The 22,558-nt window shown below is 41.9% G+C and carries 19 protein-coding genes; 4 read left to right on the top strand and 15 right to left on the bottom strand.

All coding sequences use genetic code 11. The features are described from left to right. Positions 1-35 precede the first annotated feature (35 nt). The gene (locus tag KZP23_RS02845) at positions 36-1,385 is read right to left on the bottom strand and encodes a UDP-glucose dehydrogenase family protein (protein WP_226334621.1); all 1,350 of its coding nucleotides are present in this window, start codon (positions 1,383-1,385) and stop codon (positions 36-38) included. 149 nt (positions 1,386-1,534) lie between these two features. After that, positions 1,535-2,701 carry a GDP-mannose 4,6-dehydratase gene (gene gmd, locus KZP23_RS02850; RefSeq protein ID WP_226334622.1) on the bottom strand — a complete coding sequence of 389 codons (1,167 nt, stop codon included), beginning with the start codon at positions 2,699-2,701 and terminating at the stop codon, positions 1,535-1,537. 69 nt (positions 2,702-2,770) lie between these two features. On the opposite strand from gmd, the gene KZP23_RS02855 reads away from it, so the two are divergent. Further along, a complete protein-coding gene (locus KZP23_RS02855; protein WP_226334623.1) occupies positions 2,771-3,001 on the top strand; it encodes a hypothetical protein in 231 nt (76 codons plus the stop codon). 8 nt (positions 3,002-3,009) lie between these two features. On the opposite strand, the gene KZP23_RS02860 is transcribed toward KZP23_RS02855, so the two are convergent. Then, positions 3,010-3,960: a GDP-L-fucose synthase family protein gene (locus KZP23_RS02860; RefSeq protein WP_226334624.1), complete on the bottom strand. Its 951-nt coding sequence runs from the start codon at positions 3,958-3,960 to the stop codon at positions 3,010-3,012. A gap of 43 nt (positions 3,961-4,003) precedes the next feature. Next, entirely contained in the window at positions 4,004-5,002 is a 999-nt protein-coding gene (locus KZP23_RS02865) for a mannose-1-phosphate guanylyltransferase (RefSeq protein WP_226334625.1), read from the bottom strand. A 738-nt stretch (positions 5,003-5,740) separates the two neighbouring features. Here KZP23_RS02865 and istA point away from each other — a divergent pair. After that, entirely contained in the window at positions 5,741-7,288 is a 1,548-nt protein-coding gene (istA, locus tag KZP23_RS02870; protein WP_226334626.1) for an IS21 family transposase, read from the top strand. A gap of 11 nt (positions 7,289-7,299) precedes the next feature. Then, complete coding sequence (gene istB / locus KZP23_RS02875; RefSeq protein ID WP_226334627.1) at positions 7,300-8,037, top strand: IS21-like element helper ATPase IstB; 738 nt, start codon at positions 7,300-7,302, stop codon at positions 8,035-8,037. 331 nt (positions 8,038-8,368) lie between these two features. On the opposite strand, the gene KZP23_RS02880 is transcribed toward istB, so the two are convergent. Beyond that, the gene (locus KZP23_RS02880) at positions 8,369-10,771 is read right to left on the bottom strand and encodes a GumC family protein (RefSeq protein WP_226334628.1); all 2,403 of its coding nucleotides are present in this window, start codon (positions 10,769-10,771) and stop codon (positions 8,369-8,371) included. A 9-nt stretch (positions 10,772-10,780) separates the two neighbouring features. Further along, the gene (locus KZP23_RS02885; protein ID WP_226334629.1) at positions 10,781-11,611 is read right to left on the bottom strand and encodes a polysaccharide biosynthesis/export family protein; all 831 of its coding nucleotides are present in this window, start codon (positions 11,609-11,611) and stop codon (positions 10,781-10,783) included. 160 nt (positions 11,612-11,771) lie between these two features. On the opposite strand from KZP23_RS02885, the gene KZP23_RS02890 reads away from it, so the two are divergent. Further along, the gene (locus KZP23_RS02890) at positions 11,772-12,158 is read left to right on the top strand and encodes a response regulator (RefSeq protein WP_226334630.1); all 387 of its coding nucleotides are present in this window, start codon (positions 11,772-11,774) and stop codon (positions 12,156-12,158) included. 31 nt (positions 12,159-12,189) lie between these two features. On the opposite strand, the gene KZP23_RS02895 is transcribed toward KZP23_RS02890, so the two are convergent. From KZP23_RS02895 to KZP23_RS02935, 9 genes are all read right to left on the bottom strand, one after another. Continuing rightward, positions 12,190-12,684: a bactofilin family protein gene (locus KZP23_RS02895; RefSeq protein WP_226336470.1), complete on the bottom strand. Its 495-nt coding sequence runs from the start codon at positions 12,682-12,684 to the stop codon at positions 12,190-12,192. Positions 12,685-12,762: 78 nt separating this feature from the next. Beyond that, on the bottom strand, positions 12,763-13,797 hold the full coding sequence (locus tag KZP23_RS02900) for a ParM/StbA family protein (RefSeq protein ID WP_226334631.1): 1,035 nt from the start codon (positions 13,795-13,797) through the stop codon (positions 12,763-12,765). Positions 13,798-14,214: 417 nt separating this feature from the next. Further along, entirely contained in the window at positions 14,215-14,928 is a 714-nt protein-coding gene (locus KZP23_RS02905) for a LytR/AlgR family response regulator transcription factor (protein WP_226334632.1), read from the bottom strand. 532 nt (positions 14,929-15,460) lie between these two features. After that, on the bottom strand, positions 15,461-15,952 hold the full coding sequence (locus tag KZP23_RS02910; protein WP_226334633.1) for a hypothetical protein: 492 nt from the start codon (positions 15,950-15,952) through the stop codon (positions 15,461-15,463). 673 nt (positions 15,953-16,625) lie between these two features. Continuing rightward, positions 16,626-16,781: a hypothetical protein gene (locus KZP23_RS02915; RefSeq protein ID WP_226334634.1), complete on the bottom strand. Its 156-nt coding sequence runs from the start codon at positions 16,779-16,781 to the stop codon at positions 16,626-16,628. A gap of 144 nt (positions 16,782-16,925) precedes the next feature. Next, positions 16,926-17,417, bottom strand: coding sequence for a hypothetical protein (locus KZP23_RS02920; RefSeq protein WP_226334635.1), 492 nt, complete (start codon positions 17,415-17,417; stop codon positions 16,926-16,928). A 612-nt stretch (positions 17,418-18,029) separates the two neighbouring features. Beyond that, complete coding sequence (locus KZP23_RS02925) at positions 18,030-20,774, bottom strand: hypothetical protein (RefSeq protein ID WP_226334636.1); 2,745 nt, start codon at positions 20,772-20,774, stop codon at positions 18,030-18,032. Positions 20,775-20,787: 13 nt separating this feature from the next. Continuing rightward, complete coding sequence (locus tag KZP23_RS02930; protein WP_226334637.1) at positions 20,788-21,303, bottom strand: hypothetical protein; 516 nt, start codon at positions 21,301-21,303, stop codon at positions 20,788-20,790. A gap of 316 nt (positions 21,304-21,619) precedes the next feature. Further along, positions 21,620-22,132, bottom strand: coding sequence for a hypothetical protein (locus KZP23_RS02935; protein ID WP_226334638.1), 513 nt, complete (start codon positions 22,130-22,132; stop codon positions 21,620-21,622). Between the last annotated feature and the right edge of the window lie 426 nt (positions 22,133-22,558).

Genomic DNA, 22,558 nt, shown 5'->3' on the forward strand with positions numbered 1-22,558 from the left:
ATAAATAAGCAACTTCAAGAAATTCCTATAAATCATTAAACATCTATTCGTTTAATGGCTCCCTTTAACCCCACTCCGTAATATCCAAACCCTTGCTCCTCCAGGTACTTTTGCTCATAAATATTTCTTCCATCAAAGACCAGGGGCTGATTGAGCAGGCGGCCAAGGGCTTTCCAACTGGGCAGCCGGAACTCGGACCACTCGGTCACCAGCAATAGAGCATCGGCTCCCAGACAGGCATCATAGGCATCCTGGCAGTAAGTAATGGTATCTCCAAGGTAATGCTCCCTGGCCTCATCCATGGCGATGGGGTCATAGGCCCTTACTTTGGCCCCTGCCGCCAGCAGTTCTTGGACAATGACAATGGCCGGGGCTTCCCGCATATCATCGGTATTGGGCTTAAAGCTCAAACCCCAAAGGGCAAAGGTCAGTCCACTCAGGTCCTCCCCAAAGTGCTGCTTGATCTTCTTGACCAATAGCTGCTTTTGGTCCTCGTTTACCGCTTCTACGGCCTGCAGCACCCGAAGGTCATAGTCATATTCCTTGGCCGTACGGATAATGGCCTTGACATCCTTGGGGAAGCAGGACCCTCCATAGCCTACACCAGGGTAGATAAAATGCTTTCCTATGCGGGGATCCGAGCCTATCCCGGCCCTTACCTGGTTTACATCTGCTCCTACCCGTTCGCATAGATTGGCGATGTCGTTCATAAAGGAGATCTTGGTGGCCAGCATGGCATTGGCCGCATATTTGGTCATTTCGGCTGAAGGGATATCCATATAGATAATCCTGTCCCCACTTAGTTGGAAAGGCTTGTAGAGCCGCTTCATTATTTCCTCCGCTTTTGCGTCCTCCACTCCAATCACTATCCTGTCCGGTTTCAGAAAATCCTCCACCGCAGCACCTTCTTTCAGGAATTCCGGATTGGAGGCTACCGAAAATGGCAAGTCACTTCCCCTCCCCCGCCTGTCAAGGGCTGCCTGGATGGCAGCCTTCACCTTAGTACCGGTTGTTACGGGCACAGTACTCTTGGTGGCCACCACGATATAATCGTCCATGTGGCGTCCTATCTCATCGGCTACGGCCAGTACATACTTTAAATCTGCAGAGCCATCCTCCCCGGGAGGAGTCCCCACGGCAATAAAAGCCACCTCTGAACCCTTTATCGCATCAGCTAGACTGCTGGTAAAGGATAGACGCCCGCTTTTATAGTTACGCATTACGATTTCCTCCAGACCAGGTTCATAGATAGGCATGAAACCCAGCTTGAGTTGATCGATTTTATTTTGGTCGATATCCACACATACGACCTCTATCCCTACATCTGCAAAACAGGCCCCAGATACCAGGCCTACATATCCGGTACCTATAACAGTGATTTTCATGATCTTTTTTGTTGAATTGATGGATCGTTGAACTGATTAATTGCAACAGTATTGCTTCAGATCAGCAATCCTGACTATAGTATATGATTGCTATTGGTTAATGGAACCAAACAATTAATCCTTAACTCCTTTAACCCTTACTCCATTCTCTACTCCGCTTGGGTCAAAATCTTATGCCCGCCTTCTTTCAGGTACAGGTCTCTTTGGAACAAGGCCACATCTGCCTGCATCATATCATCCACTAAGCCCTCTAGGTCATATTCCGGTACCCAACCCAGTTTTTCTTTGGCTTTGGAGGGATCACCGATCAGCAAGTCTACTTCGGTAGGACGGAAATATTTTGGATCTACTTTTACGATGGTTTTACCGATGGACTGTTGAATTGTAGAACTGTAAACCTGGTTGCCGGTTACAGCTTCATATTTTTCATTATCAATTGAGACTAGAATTCCTTTTTCGTCCACTCCTTCGCCTTCAAAGCGCAGGTTCAGCCCCACATAGGCAAAGGCCATTTTCACAAAATCCCTTACTGTGGTGGTCACTCCTGTGGCGATCACCCAGTCTTCCGGCTGCTCTGCCTGTAGGATCATCCACATCATACGTACATAATCTTTGGCATGCCCCCAGTCCCGCTTAGAATCCAGATTGCCCAAGAACAGATTTTCCTGCAAGCCCAAAGCAATCTTTGCTGCCGCCCTGGTAATCTTACGGGTCACAAAGGTTTCTCCCCTTAAGGGAGACTCATGGTTGAACAGTATTCCGTTGCAGGCAAATATATTATAAGCTTCCCTGTAGTTTACCGTAATCCAGTAAGCGTACATTTTGGCCACTGCGTAAGGAGACCGGGGATAAAAGGGAGTACTTTCGCTCTGAGGAACCGCCTGTACCAGCCCATAAAGCTCCGAAGTAGAAGCCTGGTACACCCTGGTCTTTTTCTCCAACCCCAAAAAACGGATGGCTTCCAATATCCTCAGCGTACCGATTCCATCCGCATTGGCTGTATATTCGGGTGTATCAAAAGAGACCTTAACATGCGACATGGCGGCCAGATTATATATTTCATCCGGCTTGATCTCCTGAATGATACGGGTAAGGTTCATCGAATCGGTCATGTCACCATAATGCAGCACCAATTGGGGATCCATTACATGGGGATCCTCATATAGGTGGTCAATACGGTCAGTATTGAAGAGTGAAGACCTCCGTTTGATCCCATGGACCTTATAGCCCTTTTCCAAAAGGAGTTCTGCCAGATAGGCCCCATCCTGGCCGGTAATGCCGGTGATCAGGGCGTTTTTTTGATATCCGTTTTCCATGTATTTCTTATTTTCTATTTCACAGAGCACTTAGAGCAGGTATTTATTTACAAAGCGTTTTCATGAATTTTGAATAAGGCTTGGTGGATTACTTATTGTCCCGTTGGCGGTTCAAAAGTCCACCTAAAGGAGGGAAGTGGTAAAGAAGGGTATGGGATTCATCCTACCATCCTGACATTTTGGTCAGCCCTATGCCATAATACCAGAAACTTGGGCTTCTGGGAATATTGTTTTCACCTTCACCGGAGATTAGTCAGCCTTACCAAAGGGGATATTGCTACTTTAACTCTTGACCTTTAACCATCAAACTACAGTTTTACCTGCTTGAAAGCGTCAATGTTTGCTAGGAACCATTGATAGGTTTCCCTGATCCCTTCCTCCAATCTGATAGCAGCTTCCCATCCCGCATTCCGCATTTTGGATACATCCATCAATTTTCTGGGCGTACCATCAGGCTTGGAGCTGTCCCACTGAATATCTCCTTTATGGCCCACAATGTGCTGAACTAGTTCGGCCAGTTCCCTGATGCTCAAGTCTGTTCCAGTACCCACATTATAAAGTTGGCCCGGCAGTTCATTATCCAAAGCGAAGAGCACGGCATCAGCCATATCATTGACATGTAAAAATTCCCTTTTGGGCTTACCCGAGCCCCACAGTTGGACAGGGGTATTCCCTGCTTCCTTTGCTTCATGGAACTTCCGAATCATGGCCGGAAGCACATGGGAGGTATCCAGGTCAAAATTGTCGAAAGGACCATACAAATTAGTGGGCATCAAGGAGATATAATCTCTTCCAAACTGTTTTTTGATCGCTTCGCAGGCCTTCACGCCTGTGATCTTGGCCAGTGCATACCATTCATTGGTAGGCTCGAGCGGTGCGGTAAGCAGGTATTCTTCCTTGAGGGGTTGCGGTGCCATTTTGGGGTAGATACAGGAGGAGCCTAAAAAGATCAGTTTATTGACGCCATGCCAATGAGCGCAGTGGATCAAATTATTCTGGATCAGCATATTCTCCATCAGGAACTGGTAAGGATAATTATTATTGGCCATGATCCCGCCTACCCGAGCGGCGGCATCGATCACCACTTCCGGTTTTTGCGTTTCGAAGAAATACCTTACGGCAGCCTGATTCTGGAGGTCCAGTTCACTGCTGGTCATTCCGATCAGGTTATGGTACCCTTGGGCTTCCAAAGCTCTCCAAATGGCTGAGCCTACCATGCCCTTATGGCCGGCCACATATATTCTTCTTGTTTTATCCATTACTTATCTTGTACTTTAAATTATTTGGATACATGGTAAACCATCACTGTACCAGAACCGGGGCCTTATGGGCCAGTTTTTCAAAAATATCTTTCACCTGTTGGCTCAACTCTTTTTGAAGTACTAGCATGGCCTGATCCGTCACAACTAAAATAGAATTTTGAAATCCGGCAAATTCGGTGTGCAGGTCACTGCCGATGACCATATTTCCATTTTCATCCACCGGATGTCCCTGTGTTTTCAAATAATCATATACTGCTTCAAAAGACCCCATATCAGACCATTGAAATCCAGCGTGAACCACTTTGATATGTTCATCCTTTTCCATCACCGCATAGTCGACTGATTTGGCAGGAATCATTTCGGACAATTCCCTATTCATAAAGATGCCCTCCTTTTCATTATAAGTCTTTAAGGACCGTTCAAATATTTCCGGTTCATGTTGAAAGAGTGCTTTCAAAAATACACTGGCCTGGAAGCAGAACATCCCAGAATTCCAATAGAAGTTCCCCTGTTTTATAAACTGCTTGGCAGTACTTTCATTGGGCTTTTCCCTAAAAGAAAGCACCTTGCTCCCCATGGCTTCTATATATCCATACCCAGTTTCGGGCCTGTCCGGCTTTACGCCAAATGTGACCAAAGCTCCATCTTTGGCCATTTCAAAAGCTTCATATACAGCCTTTTTATAAGCCTCTTGACCGGTAATAAGGTGGTCGGAAGGGGTAACAAAAAGGATGTCGTCAGGATCCATGCTAAAAGCCGCAAAAGCAATGGCTGCAGCGGTATTGCGAGGTACTGCTTCTACCAATTCCAGGTATCCTGATACACCAAGTTGCCGAAGATCATTTCTGGACAGTTCATAGTTCATCCTGTTACCCACAACCAGCAAACCATCCACCAGCTCTTTATTCCTTTGTACCGTTTTCTGGAACAAGCTCTCCCCTCCAAAAAGGGAAAGATATTGCTTGGGGTAGCTCACTCTGGATAGGGGCCACAACCTGGAACCTACACCACCGGAAAGTATTAGATTGAAAATTTTCATTGTCCTATTTATATAAGATGATTCGGGCCGGATACAGCTTCGCCTCGTCACTCACATCAGCGAGCAATAAAAGCTTTTTTATTGTATTTTTTACCTGATCACTTTTTGTATGGAATCACTGCATACATCTCCAGTATTTCCATAGTAGCATCTCTCCAATATGAAGTGAGTTCAAGGAATTCCCTCTATTACAACCGTGGAAAATGTATTTCCAAAAATCCAATCATCCCTTAGCATAAATCCCATCAAAAACCAATTTTAAATGCATTATCATTAATATTATGCATGAAAATATGCGGTTCATTCATTTCAGGCAAAACGAAATTACTAAATGGAAGGCCTCCAACCTACATCAAAAAACTAACTGCATGTTTTAGGTAAACCAAGTGAACATTTACAAAACGACAATACTTTTAATTACTAATTAGACACCATTTGTTAAATAAGAATCTGGCAAAATATACCTATACTGATCATCCTCCTCACAACTAAAGCCCGAAGTGAAAAATATCATGCATGTAAAAAAAATTGGCTTATATAGCCATGCCTGGCAGCATATCCACCGGATTAAAATTTGCTAAATGGATATAACGGTTTGAATTGTGCCACCCTTTTCGGTCAAACTGTGCCAGGCCTTTCGGTTTAAACCGTGCCATTTCCAGTTCGGATTTCGGTTCGAACCGTGCCACTTTTGAAAGATCAAGTTTAACCTGCTATATCGCCTAAAAAAAGAGCGATATGGCCAACGTACTTGATCCCATGGATATAAAGCAGGATTTCAGTTTACACAGGGACGGGCTCAGCAACCGGAAGATAGGAGGCGTGCTGGGGATTTCCCGCAATACGGTCAACCAGTACATCTCCTGGCTTGCAGCCTCGGACTATGAAGTTGATGAGGTCCTGTCCCTTACCAACACTAAATTAAGGGAGCTGTTCCCTTCCCGCACCACCATAAAGAATGACAGGTTTGATGCCCTGATGCGTTATTTTGAACGGGGAAAAGCAGCAAGAAACCATCCGGGATTTACCTTTCTGCACCATTATCAGGAGTACAGGCAGCTTGTGGACAGTCCCTACAGCTATACGCAGTTCATGGAGCATTACCATAGAAAATATCCCAATGCAGGGGGCTCCATGAAACTTGAACACCTTCCCGGCCATGAGGTGTTCATCGATTTTGCGGGTACAAGGATGGAGGTCGTGGACCGTGATACAGGTGAAGTCAAAAAGGCAGAAGTCTTTGTGGCCGTGCTTCCCTTCAGCCTGTACACCTATGTAGAGGCATGTTGGAGCCAGAAACGTGAAGACCTTGTCCACTGCATGAACAACATGATGTGGTTTTATGGGGGCGTTCCCAAGGCCGTGGTCTCTGACAACCTAAAATCGGCGATTACCAGGGCCAGTAAATATGAACCCGAGATCATCCGCTCCCTTAAGGATTTTGCCAGGCACTATGACTGTGTCATCAATCCCACCAGGGCATACAGCCCACAGGACAAGGCTCTGGTGGAGAATGCTGTACAGCTCAGTTATCAGCGTATATACTATCCCCTTCGGGAGATGACCTTTTTTTCGATCGATGACCTGAACAGCGAGATAAGAAGGCTGTTGGAAAACTACAACAACATGCTTTTCCAGAGAAAGGAAGCCAGCAGAAGGGAGCTTTTCCAGTCCATGGAAAGGGAATGCCTCAAAACCCTTCCCACAGGTATATACCAGCTCAAGGACTATACAAGGGCAAAGGTCCAGAAAATAGGATACGTTTACTTCTCCCCGGACAAAAGTTATTACAGCGTCCCTTACAGGTATATCGGAAAGTCCACCCAGATCCATTATACAAGGGACATCGTGGAAGTTTACCACTACCATGAAAGGATCTCCCTGCACAAAAGGAACCCGTCAAAGGGCTGCTACAATACCAACAGGGAACACCTCAGCAGTACACACAAAAAATACCTCGACTGGAGCCCTGACTACTTCAGGAAGCTGGCAGCTCCCCTGGGCTCCAATGTGGCCGCATGTATCAGTGAACTTTTTATCGAATCGGATTACCCGGAAACGGCCTACAAAAGGACACAGGGCATCATAAAGCTTGCCAAGCTTTATGGCAGGGAAAGGCTGGACTCCGCATGTGGAAGGGCCATATACGCCAGGGCAATATCCTACCGCAGGATCAAAAACATACTCGAAAACAACCTTGACAGGGTCACCCCGGAAGAGATGGACAAAAAAGAGTCCCATATTCCCGACCATGAAAACATCCGGGGTGCATCCACTTACCAATAAACAGAATAATAATGAACAGTAACCAGACAGTAGAAAAACTCAGACAGATGAGGCTCAGCGCCATGGCCGATCTCCACCACCAGCACATCGGCAGCAATAGGTTCGCCGACTTTACCGCCGATGAATACATCGCCCTGTTGGCAGACCACGAATGGGAAGACCGACAGCACAAGAAAATGACAAGACTGATCAAAAAGGCCGCCTTCAAACAGAAAGCATCCGTTGCCGACATCGATTACAGCCATAACAGGAACCTTGACAGGAATATGTTCTCCAGGCTTGCAGGGCTTGGCTTCGTGGACAAAAAAGAAAACATTATCATTACCGGACCTTCGGGGGTCGGGAAAAGCTATCTGGTACAGGCCCTGGGAAACCAGGCGTGCCTGATGGGGTACAGGACGGCTTACAGCAACACCTCAAGGCTGCTGTCAAAACTCAAGCTCTCCAAAGCCGACGGAACATACCTCAGGGAACTGAGGAAGCTCCAGAACACTGATGTGCTCATTCTTGACGACTTTGGGCTGCAGGCCTTTGATGCAATGGCAAGGGAGATAATATTGGACATCATTGATGACCGGTTTACCGAAAAATCAACCCTTGCATCCTCCCAGTTGCCGGTATCCACATGGTACGATATCATAGGGGAAGGAACCATCGCAGACGCCATACTGGACAGGCTGGTAAACTCTTCCCATAGAATAGACCTCAAGGGAGAATCTTTGAGAAAGGGAATCTTGAAAAATGAATAAAAAATGACCTTCTTTAAATGATCTTTCTTAGTGGCACGGTTTGACCGAAATCACTGGCATGGTCAGACCGAAATAGCCACTAAAACATGAAGTTAATACGTGCTCTCCAAAAGGGATGGGATATGGAGCTGATAGGGCCGTATAACGGAAGACCTTCGTTTTCGCCCAATAACTAATATACAGATGGGGGCATTGGTTATTTGGTATGGCTGGCAGCTTAGCAATTGAAATCGAAGTGGTAAAAAAAATGCGCAAAGCCTAGAGCATTGCGCATAATCATTCAAAAAATCACTTTAACACAAAAAGTAAGGCATTAGTGGTTCAGTCACCGTTAATCCCCATAGTTACCATAACTGTATCCATAACCATAGCCGTAACCGTAGCCATAGCCATATCCATTGCCCATTTTAATGTGGACATCATTGAGCAAGGCATAGATGTTTTTTACCCCGCCCTTTTCGACCAGGGCATTCAGTGATTCTGTGCTGGCCTTTTCGGAGAAATTTTGACGGAAGACAAAGAAGCTTACATCGGAAAAAGGGAGCAGTTCTTTAGCTTCGGACACCAGTCCTACTGGGGGACAATCCATAATGACCACTTCATACTCCTCTTTGATTTCCCGCATCATGGTTTTGAACTCCTCCCGAAGAAGGAGTTCAGCGGGATTGGGAGGCACTGGACCGGACAATAAAACATCGAAATTCTGATAGCCGGAGGATTTGACTGTTTTTCTCCAGTCACCGCCCCTGCTGAGGTAGGTGCTTATTCCCGTGTCATTGGAAAGGTCAAAGTACTGGGCTATTTTGGGTTTTCTAAGGTCCAGTCCCATTAACAGTGTTTTCTTTCCAATTAAAGAAAACACTGCTGCGGTGTTGACTGCACAAAAGGTCTTCCCTTCTCCTGAGATACTTGATGTGAACAATATGCTCATTTTCTCCTTTTGGGCCACAAGGTAAGTCATATCAGCCCTCAAACTTCTGAAAGCCTCTGTGACTCCGGACTTAGGGTTTTGCAAAACCGCTACCTTCTCATTATCAGATTCCCTGCTTATCAAGCCTATCAAGGGAGCTTTTAAGTCCTCTTCCAATTCTTTCGGGTCAGTGATTTTAGTATTCAGCAGGTTTTTGACATAGATTACACCGATGGGCATCAATAAGCCCAATAATAACCCGATGAGGTAGTTGACCTTGGTTTTAGGAGCTACCGGAACAACGCCTGACCTGGCATAGTCCAAGATTGAGTTTTTGGGAATATTGGACGCCTTTTTTATTGCCGATTCGGCTCTTTTTTCCAAGAGATAGACATAAATATCCTCATTGATAGAAAACTTCCGTTGGATTCCCAGAAGTTTTCTTTCGGTTTCCGGCAAAAGGTTGACCTCCCCTTCTACCTGTTTTATATTATTTGTAATCTCTTCAATCGTACTGCTGAGGTTATTCATGGCAGACCTCACATTCTCTTCTAGGGTTTTCTGCACATTTTTGATCTGGGTATTGACCTGGCGTACAGCCGGGGTCTCTATGGAATAGTTGGCCATTAGCCTTACGCGTTCGGCCTGAAGTTCGGAGAGGTTCAATACAAGGGAATGCATCAAAGGATCTGTTTCCCCTATCACCGAAGGAGCCACCAGTTCATTATACTGACCCTGGTCTATATAATCCAGCAAAGTATGGAAATATTTCATCCTAATATCCGCTTCCGATTTCTTTACCTCGAGTTCCTGTAGTCTTTCAAACACCTTTTCCCCTTCTGAGCTCAAGTTGAAGATTTTATTATCCGCCCTGAATTTTTCAAGCCTGTTTTCAAAATAATTGAGCGAGTCTGAAATACCATCTAGCTGCTGATCGATAAACACTATGGTATTTTCAGAGGCCCTGTTTTTTTCCTGCAGTTCCCTTTTTAGGTAGACCTCCATCAAGGTATTCAGATAAGTCTCCCCTAATCTTCTTACCGGAGATTCAAGACTCAGACTAAGGATAGAAGCCTCTTTATTTACAGGAGTCACATTGACCTTATCCTTGTATCTTAGCGCCAGTGAAGGGGTGTCCCGAATGGAGAAAAAAAGTCTTTCTCCCGCAGTGGCGGCACCGGTGTTATACAGCGTAAATTTAAAATGATCCCCTTTTAGTTCTTCACCAAAGCGATACCGTTTGGAAGAAAGTGCCAGCGGCTCGGTCAATCCCGTTTTATACATAGGGTCCAAGGGGTTGAAAATGGAGAATTCATTCTCTTCCACTTTTAGCTGAAAATGCTGATCATCTATCACTTCAATCCGGAACATCCCCCCGGTAGGCTGGGGATGCTCCCAATCGATTTCGACGGCTATGGGCACCCGGCCATACACTTGGGTCCTGCTGACCACACCTTCCTTGTAAAACTCTGTATCAAGGCCCAGTTCAAGAATGGTTTCTTCGGCCAATGAGAACGATTTTAGGATGCCAATTTCATTTTCAATATTGGATTTTCCCATCATTCCTATACCCGCACTTTCGAATATGTCCAAGCCAGAGGACTGTTCATCATCCTTGACCAAAATGGAGGACTCGATACGATAGATAGGCTCACTGTATCTATTGACCAAAAAAGCTAATACCAAGGCCAGAGCAACGGATCCTGAAATATAAGGCCAATATTGGAGATAGGAGAAAGCGATCTTTTTAATATCAAAACGCTGGCTACCCTGATCAAATTGGAATACAGGGGGCATGGGCATTTGTGAGGTGTGCTTTTTCATGGATAAAAATCAGTTTAAAACTAGATTGAGAACTAGAACCACAGCAGATATGGAAGAAACCAGAAGCGACAGAGACTGTGAAGCATTCTCACCTGCGCCGATCTCCCTTACCTTCATCGGCTGGGCATAGATTTGGTCATTGGGCTGGATAAAATAATAGGGAGAGGTAATGATATTCCGGTCATTGAGGTTAAGTCGATGGAGTTTACTTCCTTCGGGATATTGACGGATCAATAATATTTCGTCTCTTTTGGCCACATTAGTCAAATCACCCGATGCTGCCAAGGCTTCAAAAATGGTCATTCGATCCTGTAAGATGGTGTATTTTCCGGGACGCTTAAATTCTCCAAGTGTAGAAAAACGAATCCCTCCGAGTTTCACCCTTACAAATATATCTGAAGACACATACCGGTGCAGGTGCTGTTCCAAAGTGGTCTTTGTTTCATCAAGGGTAAGCCCCATGACCTTTACCTTCCCTATAACTGGCAGGTCAATAAATCCTTCTTTATCAACAGAATACCCGGTCATATAATAAATATCACTTCCTCCTTGGGCCATTTGCATTCTCTGGGTTGCCTGGTCAGACTGCATGTTGAACCCATTTTCGATAAAATCCTCAGGAGTAAGGATTTTGACATCCAGGATGTCATTGAACTGCAACCTGTACTCTGGAAATTCATAATTAACAAGTTCGTCCTCTGGCACTTGGGGAAGATCTTCCAGGTTCTGTAGATAAGTGATTTTTTTATTGGAAATACAGGAGCTGAATAATGTGACCATTAATAGTCCCATCATCCCACGCTTCACTAATTGAAGCGGACAGGTAGTGATTGATTTCATAATAATAGTTGACCGATTGAACTGGATAAGTTTGAAATTTTTACCGAAGACTGCCTATTGCTTTCAGTCTTTCATTTACAACATTACCCCATTGGTTTACAATAATTTATATTCTAATTACAGTTTTACTACCTTCAAATGCATTAAAAGGAATATATATATGAAAACGATTTTGATTGCGGATGACGAAGAAGTCAATTTGTTACTATTAAAGCACTTTTTAAAAAAAGCCGATTACCGCATATTAACAGCTGAAAATGGTACTGATGCATTACAACTTTTGAGGCTGTATCCATCGATAGATTTAGTTGTCACGGATATTTGTATGCCTCAGATGGATGGCTTTTCATTGTTACAAGCCATTAGAAGCAGCAAAGGTCTAGAAGATCTACCAGTTTTCAGCTATAGTAGCGGCCATGAACAGAAGAAGGAGCTAGACTTTCCCTACCAGTTTGATTATTCCTTCAAAAAGCCCAGGGAAATTCATCTTTTGCTACATAAAATAGGCAAGGTATTACATCCCAACCCTATTTCCTCCTCCCTTTAATTAAGGTCCCGCAATCTGTACGTTTTATTCTTTACCACCTATTGACTTTAATACCGTCATTTCTTTTAGGTTCCACTTTTCCATTTACCACTTCGGATTGATCTTTTGATTTAACTTCCTTTTTCGGTTCAGTCCCAGCCCTGGCTTTCTTATCCTGCTGCAGCCCTTTATTATAGGGCTGGGAGTCCTGCAAATGCTTATTATTTAATATTTCTTTAATTTGGAGGTCGAATTGCATTTGGTTTTCCGACAATCCATCAACGGAGAGGCTATGTGCTTTCGAAGAGTGCAGTCTTCCACTAAAATCCGCTCCTTTCTCAATGGTCACCTGATTGGTAAATAAATTTCCCTTTACCACTGCAGTCGCATTAAGAACTAACTCCTCCACGCCTACGACATCCCCGTCGACTTCGCCATAAATTTCTACAAACTTGCCGGTGAGCTTTCCAGAAGCAAAGGCACCTTGGGCAAGTATCAACCGGCCTTCGGTATAGATATTCCCATCTATTTTTCCTTCCAGTCTGATGTCGTTTTGGAAACGATATCTCCAATGATTTTCAAGGATTTTTCCAGTATAGTGACCGCATTTATTTTCTCTTTACTTCTACCCATTCATCAACCCGTTATCTTTTTGAAAATTACTGATTACAGTGGTTGCATTGCCGATATCGATTCCTACTGCACGTCCCTTGTCACCTCCAGTAGCCTCCAGGCTATTATACAGGTACCCTGTAGCCGCAAGTACAGATGCATTTTCAGGCACAAACAGGTCAAGAATACCGTCGAACTCCTGTTTGAAAGCATTTAATAAATCAGGATATCCTGCTCCACCTCCAGCAAGGTAGATTTTACTCGTTTTGGCAAAATCGCTATCATCAAATGCTTTACGTAATGCAGGGGAAACAACATCTTCATAATATTGTTTAATCACTATTTTTCTAAGCTCTCCTAAATCTATTCTTCTCCTGTTAAGAAAAATAAATCCCTTGCTAAAAGCCTGGTCCAACTGATGTTCATTTTTAAGGTCAAGATAATAGGATTTCAATAACTCGGCTTCCATCAATTTAACAGCATACCGTATACCATAAGTGGACACAGAAGAACGCTGGACTAATCCTCCTCTGGTACTCAATATGGCTTCGAAAGTACCGTAACCAATACTGACCATGAAAAAATTATCTTCTTCGCCCAGGGAATTCCTGACAGCAGTAGAACACCCAACAACTTCGGGCATGATAAAAGCATTATCCACTTCAATGACCAATTTTTTCCTCCCACCATTGGAAAAAGTTCCCGTTTCATATTCGATAATATGATCCTTCTCCAATTTTTCCATTGCTTCCTGTTTATACAATTGGAAAGTGGAAAAAGGGAAACCGGTGGTTACTGTAACAGGATTTCCAAGTTTTTGATTGCTCAACAACAAAGCTGACTTTAACAAGAGATTATAATCCGTTTCCTGGGGCGAGCTGTTGATATTCTTATGGGGCGAAATGCCTTCACTCAGGGCTAACTCACCAATGATGTAAGCCTGATTCTCATGATACAACTTCAACCCATTGGTCAAATCCTTTGCTACAAATCTTAGATCGACATTATTACTTTCAATAACACTCGGAATCTGTTCGGAAACTATCATATATATTCAATTAATTTTCTCAAATAAGGAAAGGGGGATAACTTCCACCACCCCACATCCAAAGATCCAAATTCAGATGGTAGCCAAATGACGCATGAACGTTGTGGTGTATTCCTGACTAGCCCACCTATTTTATGAACTGCCTTACCCATTTTAGGAAGTAGCGCTCTCTGGAAAATAAAAACCAAAACAATCTTTTAACCTGATCAACACACCTAAAATACCAAAAGGGATAACACTATTATTACAACTATATAAACCCATGACTTTGAAAACAAAAAGAAGCCCCAAACCTGATCTTATAGACGTTCCGTTTAGCCCGTAAATATCTTTAGGACGCCTCACAAAACCAATAAAGTGAATTATTAGGTAAATGAACTACAGGCAAAACGTAAACCTTAATGGCCATAGACATCCTTAGGTCAATTTCTCTTTTAATACTTTATAGAATCCTCTTCTGATAGGGATATTTGTACCATTTATAATTATTTCCTTGGAATTGAATGACTCTATATAACTGATATTGACTAAAAAAGACTTGTGAACCCTAACAAATAGCGTGTCCGGTAATCTTTTCTCAACTTCCTTAAGAATGTCCCTGGTAATATAATTTTTGCTTTGGGTAATGACCTTGGTGTAAAGCCCATCGGCCTGGGCCATGATAATTTCATCTACCCCTAACATTACCAGATAGCCCTTATCACGAATTTGAAAGGTAGCTTTTTCTTCTCCTTTATTTTTGGCAGCCTTTTCATCGTGATGCTTTTGGATAGCCAATTGTATGGCCACATCAAGTGAGGTCATGGAAAAGGGCTTGACCAAATAAGCCTCGGGAACCACCTTCAATGCTTCATCAAGATATTCCTTGCCGGAGTGTGCTGTGGTAAAAATAATGGGTAGGTCCCAGTCTTCCCTGATCCTTCGAGCCAATTCAATTCCATTTCCCTCCCCATCCACCTTAATATCCAACAAAGCTATATCTACAGGGTCATTAGTATTAAAATAATCGATAGCCTCTTGGATCGTTCTTTTTACAGGTGCCACCTCATAGCCCCTGTTTCTGAGCAAGATCGGTAAGTCTCTGGCAATAGACTCCTCATCTTCCAAAATAAACACTTTTTTAGCTGTCATGTCGATTCATTTTAATAATCCAGTAAATACATAATAAGGAAACCATTTAGTTTTAAATGTAATCCACTGAGCTTGATAAGTACATATATCATATCTCTAAATTTTCAATGACACCATACCATTTCTGTAAATGGAAAATTAAAATTCAAAATAAAAAACAGCAATCCTAAGCAATTTTAAAACATAATAAATGTCCATAAAAAACCGCAGACAGTTTATAGGTGATAAATATTGGACGTTTTTTTGTAAATAAAATGCTATTCCAATATGGGGGCAACAAAGAGCTAAACTTTTGATTTCATGAAAAATGATATTATTTCTCTTGAAATATTTAAAACACTAAGATCTTAATGTGTCAGACCGAAAAACATCATACAAATGCTGGAGCAGTCCAATATTTTAATTTTTGGAACATAATACAAAACCAGAGAACATCTTGTAAGAAAAACTGCCCAGTACTTGGAGCAGTTTTTTCATTGAACAGCACTACAGCAACCACTATATTGAAAAACATATATTGAGGGGTATTGTCTTAATCCTGTGAAAGCGTGTAAACCACTTGTAGGTTATAGGATTGGGGCTCCACCTCAAAACCGGGATTAACTTTATAGCTGATCTTGCCACTATTGGGCTGGCCGGCACCTTTGTTACCCTGCACCAGATCCTGGTCGCTATTGGTCAAAGATATGAAATTGCTGATATTTTCGGGGTTTTCTCCCAAGCCTACTTGAAAGAAGTTATTGGGAACATTACCTTGTACGTTCTGCAAACCTTGGGCTTTTACCTTGATTCTCCAGTTACGGTTACTCTTCACCTGGTAATCACCAACATACCTACCGATCCCGTCGGACAATTGTTCCGGTGTTGTAAAATCAAATACTTCCTGATTGTTCTGAAGACTAAAATCCAAATCGGCAAGTTGCTGGATATTAATCTGCACATCATGTGACTGCTGGGCGTTTACATTAGCTGACAAAAATACCACAAGACCGAACACTGCCGCTATTACGCTTACTTTTTTCATTATTAGTAGATTAAGGTTTTATTTGTTTCAGAAATCTGAGTGACTATTACAAAACTAGATAAACTACGTATTTAACGCAATTTATTGCATTTTTCAGTAAATAAACCGCATTCAAAAGCAGATAAAGATCAAACAAAATAACCAAACAAAACACTATTGTTATATCCGTTTTTAAAACAATAAACTAAAAGAATAAAGATTATCAAAAATTAATTTCTATCAGATAATATTAGTTAAAATATAAAAACAAACAGCCTCAATAATAACGAAAAACTCTAAACAGCATGTAAAAAGCAAAATACATTAATCAAAAAAAAGCAGTCGACTGGCTGCTTTGATAAAAAACTAACCAACAAAAAAAGGGGATCGGACTAAGCAACCTTACTTCCAAAAGTTTAACCACTTACCTTATAACCGACTATCATCATCCATCAGGTCAAAACGGAAAACCGCCCAGTGGAAAGACCAGTACAGAATATTTTTTATCCTGACTTCCAAAGTCGTCAGCCCCATATTTTGTTTAAACAACCGGTACCCAAAACAGGCTGTTCTTGAAGAAGAGCGGGGCAAAACCGAAAAAAATCACAGGTACTCCGTTCAGCAATGAAAAAAATTACGGATTCAGTTTTGGGAAGTATTGAAAAAGATCACACCTTCAGATACAGAGATGCTTTTAAACAGGGCTTCCTACGATAGGGCTCCAAAGTAACCAATATGTCATTTTTAGTAGACCGGTAATTTCCAGAGCATGCTTTCCGGCCAGCAAACCGAAGCCCTGCGCCCCTCCTGGCACGGTTTTGAATTCCATGGGCAAAGCCCATGCCGTCATATGGAAAGGACCTTAAAGTTGAGAGGGAGCGAAGACTGCCTCGGACGTTGAACAAAAAAAACCGCCCAATAATTGGAGCGGTTTTTTTGAGTAATATATAACCAACCACACTTAGGTACAAATATATATCATGAAAGGACTGGATTAATCCTGTGAAAGCGTGTAAACCACTTGTAGGTTATAGGATTGGGGCTCCACCTCAAAACCGGGATTAACTTTATAGCTGATCTTGCCACTATTGGGCTGGCCGGCACCTTTGTTACCCTGCACCAGGTCCTGGTCGCTATTGGTCAAAGATATGAAATTGCTGATATTTTCGGGGTTTTCTCCCAAGCCTACTTGAAAGAAGTTATTGGGAACATTACCTTGTACGTTCTGCAAACCTTGGGCTTTTACCTTGATTCTCCAGTTACGGTTACTCTTCACCTGGTAATCACCAACATACCTACCGATCCCGTCGGACAATTGTTCCGGTGTTGTAAAATCAAATACTTCCTGATTGTTCTGAAGACTAAAATCCAAATCGGCAAGTTGCTGGATATTAATCTGCACATCATGTGACTGCTGGGCGTTTACATTAGCTGACAAAAATACAAAAAAACCGAATACCGCTGCTATTACGCTTACCTTTTTCATTATTAAATAGTTTTAGTTTATGATTAGCATTACCTAACGCTTAATTAACAATACAAAAGTACTTATAATAGATATATAGTGCAATTTATTGTATTTTTCAGTAAACAAACAGCACTTTGAGCCCATTAACAAGGAAGAAACAAAAAACAATCAATCAAACATTAAAAAGAATATTAAAACATAATTATACCAATAAACAAAATATTAATTTGACGAAGTCAACATTGGTTAAAATATAAAACCAATTCCACCGAACAAAACAAACAGCTCTTAGAGGTATGTAAAAAGCAAAATACATTAATCAAAAAAAAGCAGCCGACTGGCTGCTTTGATAAAAAACTAACCAACAAAAAAAGGGGATCGGACTAAGCAACCTTACTTCCAAAAGTTTAACCACTTACCTTATAACCGACCATCATCATCCATCAGGTCAAAAGGGAAAACCGCCCAGTGGAAAGACCAGTACAGAACCTGAAACTTTACCTGGGATACATACCGAAGCAATAAAGCGACAGCCACGAACAGAAACAAGCAAAAACATAAAACGATAAACAAAAGCACATCCCGTCTAAACGCGCCTATATAAAATCAGTTCATTGCTTTTCATGGCGATTAATTTAATTTCCGAATCCTAATCTCTCTTTCTGCCTTTCTAATCACAAAATCAACCATGGCCTTCTCATTCCTAACCAGGTCCACTGCAATATTCATTTTCTCCAAACTATACCCCTCTGCTGGAATAGCAGCAACTTCCAAGGAAATAATATACTCTCCCTTTGTAAGATTGAAGCCAAATTCCCCATCTTTATCCACCACAGTTTGGCGAACCTCACCACTCTTGCTTGTTGCCTTGACCCTTAGGCCATAAGGATTGAACAAACCTGATGATGTTTCATCAGACACCACATTTACTTTCCCAATTATAAAGCGACTCTTTTCAAAGGGCACATACACCGTTTCATTTTGTGACAAGAACAAATCCATTCGATACCCTTTTGCTGATCGCCACCCCTGTAAGCTATTTAGGTGTTTGAGGTCGATTTCAAAAGCACCTTTTTCGACATTTCTGTAAGTCAATTCTCCATTATTGTCGGTTAGGCCTAACCTGTCATTGATCAACACAAAGCCATCTCTAACCCCCTCTTCCCCAATGTCCTTTACCCCATTTCCATTCTCATCCTTAAACAGGATGAGTTTCAGTTGGTGGTATTTAGATATACCATAAGATTTAAGAAGCAGAGGCCTATTCAATTTCAGGTTGACGAACCTATTTTCAACTTCCAACAAATCCACGGACACCGAAAGGGAAAAACTCAATTTCAACCTTTCCAAATTCATTTTCATTGAATTCCTAAACAACAGCATGGTTCGATCGAAATTGGATTCTTCATGAAAAAACTCCAAATGGGTACTGTTATAAACCACTTTGCCCTTTTTCCCTTGCCATTGATAATGTGGGGCCAAACGGTATCGTTTCTGTTCGATACCCTGCTCCAGGCCATACACCATTTCGTTATAAAATCTGGGCCCAAAAGAAAAGCTGCCATTAAAGCCAAAATTGCGGAAAGTTGAATTGAATTGATTGCTATAACTAAATACTTTTTGTTCAAACCCGCCCGGAAAGAAGCTATAAAAAAGTCTTTGGTCCATTCCCATTCTAATAGCCCTGCTCTCATTTGAATAAGCAACCGTTCCAGTCCAAACATCAGAAACAACAGGCTGGCTTTCCGAGCCTCCAAACTGTTGCCTTTCCCTAACCAGTGAGCTGGAAAATCTATACCTGCCCCACTCCAAACCCTGAATTCTAAATCCAAATTCAGAAAACATAACGGACTGTTGGCTAATCCCATTTAAAGAATCCAAGTTCTGCTGATACCTGGCCATTTGATTATAAAAAGCTCCAAATAGAATATCAGACCAATGGGCCTGAATCCTATGCCTGTGACTCAGATGACCTCCATTTATTCCAATGTAATTTGCGGAATAATTGGACATCTCACTCTCCAAGAGGTATTTGTCACTGTTAAACCTAAAATTATACCCATACAAATAACCTAAGTCAAATTCCGGAAAATTTTTAGAAACGCCCAGTTTACCTTGAATACTCCATTTTTCATTGGCTTGGTACCCTATTGAGTGATTAAGTAACACATTATTGGAGACATCCTTCCCTCCCATATTGGAAAACAAGCGGGTTTCAGCAAACAGTTTATCGCTGACAGCCAGCCTTCCTTCATAATCAAGCTGCCAATGACCAGCATGTTTTGACTTACTTAAGGAAACTTTGTGGTACTGTTGATTCATGCCCAAGTTTGATATTTGAATTCCAGTTCCGTTAACCAAAAAATCGGAAAATTTAATTATTGATCCGGCCATGACCGACCAATTTTTATATTGATAACCCAGGTTATAGATATTGTTTTTATTGTTTCCTGTACCGAAAAGCTGATTTCTCACAGTTACACTAAGGCTTTCATCTTTAGTTATGGGCGTACTGCCCACAGCGTTGAAATAATAACTCCCCCCCCTTCTTCCAGCGCCGACATATTGAAAACCTAGTTCCAGGGGGAGAGAATACCATTTTGTATGATGTTGAAAAATTTCACTGCCAGTTTTCTGTATGTTGGCGATCAGGGTCATATTTGCTCCCCTCTCATCCGCAACATCCACCTTTAACTCTCCACGGTTATATTTATTGCCTCTAGTTTGGCCAGGAGCAAGATGAAAATAAACAGTACTATCCGATTTGGCAGGGACAAGAAGCTCAATGACTCCCTCCAGAGACGGAAACTGCCTACTCTCCGAGCTTATCCTAAATAGTTCCACAACGTTCCCCCTATTATAGATCCTCAGTCCAATATCCAGCTCATTCCCCTGAACAAAACTGATATTCTCACTTTCAAACTCAGCCATCCAACTCCTTATTTCAGGAACAGAAATTTTAAAACCTGCGTTTATTTGAACAGCACCATTATCAGGAATAAAAAGGAACATCACTCTGCCTTCCGGTCTGAAAGTACTCGGGCTTATGGAAAAGCGTACCGGAAGGATCTTCTCACTTCCTGGTGCTACAGAAACTGTCGCATTATCGAATGAAGAAATTAGCTGAAATCCGCTAATTTTGGGGGACTTAATCCTGAAATCGATTTTCTTCTGTGATGAGTTCTTTATAAATATGCGGTTAAAACCAAATCCGTTCTGGTCCATTTTCACCTCGGGAACATCAAAATTCACTTCCAGCTCTTGAGCATCGGCTATAAACGATACGCACCAAGCCAGCAGGGTAAACAGAACCTTTGGACATACCTTATAAAACCAAAGGTCATTTGTAAAAACTCTATAGGAAAGGCTCAACACCACTTCTTCGACCTTAATTTTGGCTAAGGGTAAACAAAATTGTCATCTTGTAGTTAGATGGAGCAATTTTATAGCCTGGAAGGATACGGTAATACACCTTATATGAATTTGACGAAACACCTCCAGGACCACCCTGAATGATATTAGAAGCTGAGGAACCGATAGTCTGAAATATGGGATTACCCAAACTCTTCATTACCGCCACTTGAAAAAAATCGTTGGGGACCACATTATCGCTGAAGTAATAAAACCCCCGGAGGTCTATTGATGCACTTACCCTCCAATCCTTATTGGATTTAACAGCAATTTCACCTGCCATTCTTTCTATTCCACTTTCAAGTTTGACAGCATTATCAAAAACATACACATCGCTCCCTGAAGGGGTAAATTCCAATTCGGACACGCCAAGTACCTGAACAAACAGTTGTTGTGATGCCTCATTTTGACCAAACACACTACCCAAACATGAAAAGCACAGCAGCCATAAGCAGATCATATGTTTCCCAAAATTTTGTGCAATCATCTCCATTAATCAGCTCATCTTTAAACTTAGGAATTAAAGGCTGCAAACTTAATCAAAATAAACAAAACACGTATTTAAAAAGCATATTTTTGTAAACAAAAAAACCAATTGTTATCTTAAAAAACATAAACCCTAAAAAGAGAATAGCCACCTTGGCGAAGAGCATCGACAAGTTACATAAAGGCCCCTTTAAAAGAATTTATGACAACAGAAGAATTTCAGTGATCAAAAAAAGGAATTGGCAACCCTACATTCAATAATGTAGATTGCCAATTCCAACTAACTTCAATCCATCCCCTATTTGACCCCTGCACACCCTTCCTTAATCCTGACTTAGGGTATAGATCAAATCAATTTCATAAGTCCCTGGATCTGCATATATACCGTTGAAACTGGTAAGATAATCGACATCAAATCGATTGCCCAATTTATTCTCATCTCCCTGTTCGCCTCCCTTTAGGAGGTTATTTTCCATTGTTGTAGGGATATAATCCCCACCATTCACCCGAACCCTGAGTACACTCGCAGGAATTTCTGAATTAGAGTTTGTGGATCTAAAGTTTTCAGCCCCCGCCCTCACGGAAATCTTCCATGGTTTATTGGACAGAACACTAATGGTGGAAGCGTTATCAATTTTACTGCCTCCATCCATCTGATCTGTAGAGGTGATATTAAACACAGCACTTGGCCCCACATTGCTTTGAACATTAAGCTTCATAATGTCATGTATCACAATCATAACCTTGCTTGTGGCAGTTTGGTTAGTTTGGCCCCATACTTCTGGGCCAGAACTAAACGCCAAGAAAATTAAAAGAAATAAACCTAACTTTTTCATGACCAAACATTTTAACAGCCGATTACCCTCTTTTTAACTACAATTAATATACACAAAAGGTAGCTTAAATAAAAAATAAATGAGCTCAAAAATCATAACAAATCAGTATGTTTACATTAAAAAACTGATAATTAACCCATTAAAAATCACAGTCAAGATTTTCACGCCAAATAAGTTATAATAGATTCTCACACAGTATCATTCTGGATTTTATTTCCAATGACATCAAAATTAAGAATCATGCGAAATTGACTGGCCATTTAACAGTGGCCGCACCTGTCCACAAGACATCCGGCGAGTCCTAAACCCTTTCTACCTCAGATCATTTGCTTACTGTTTCCATTATGGTAAAACAGCACCTAAGAACAATTTACAAACCCACCATATATGAAACACATTTACTATCAGAGCTAACGGGGAAATGAA

The organism is Echinicola marina, assembly GCF_020463795.1.
Taxonomy (GTDB): Bacteria; Bacteroidota; Bacteroidia; order Cytophagales; family Cyclobacteriaceae; genus Echinicola; species Echinicola marina.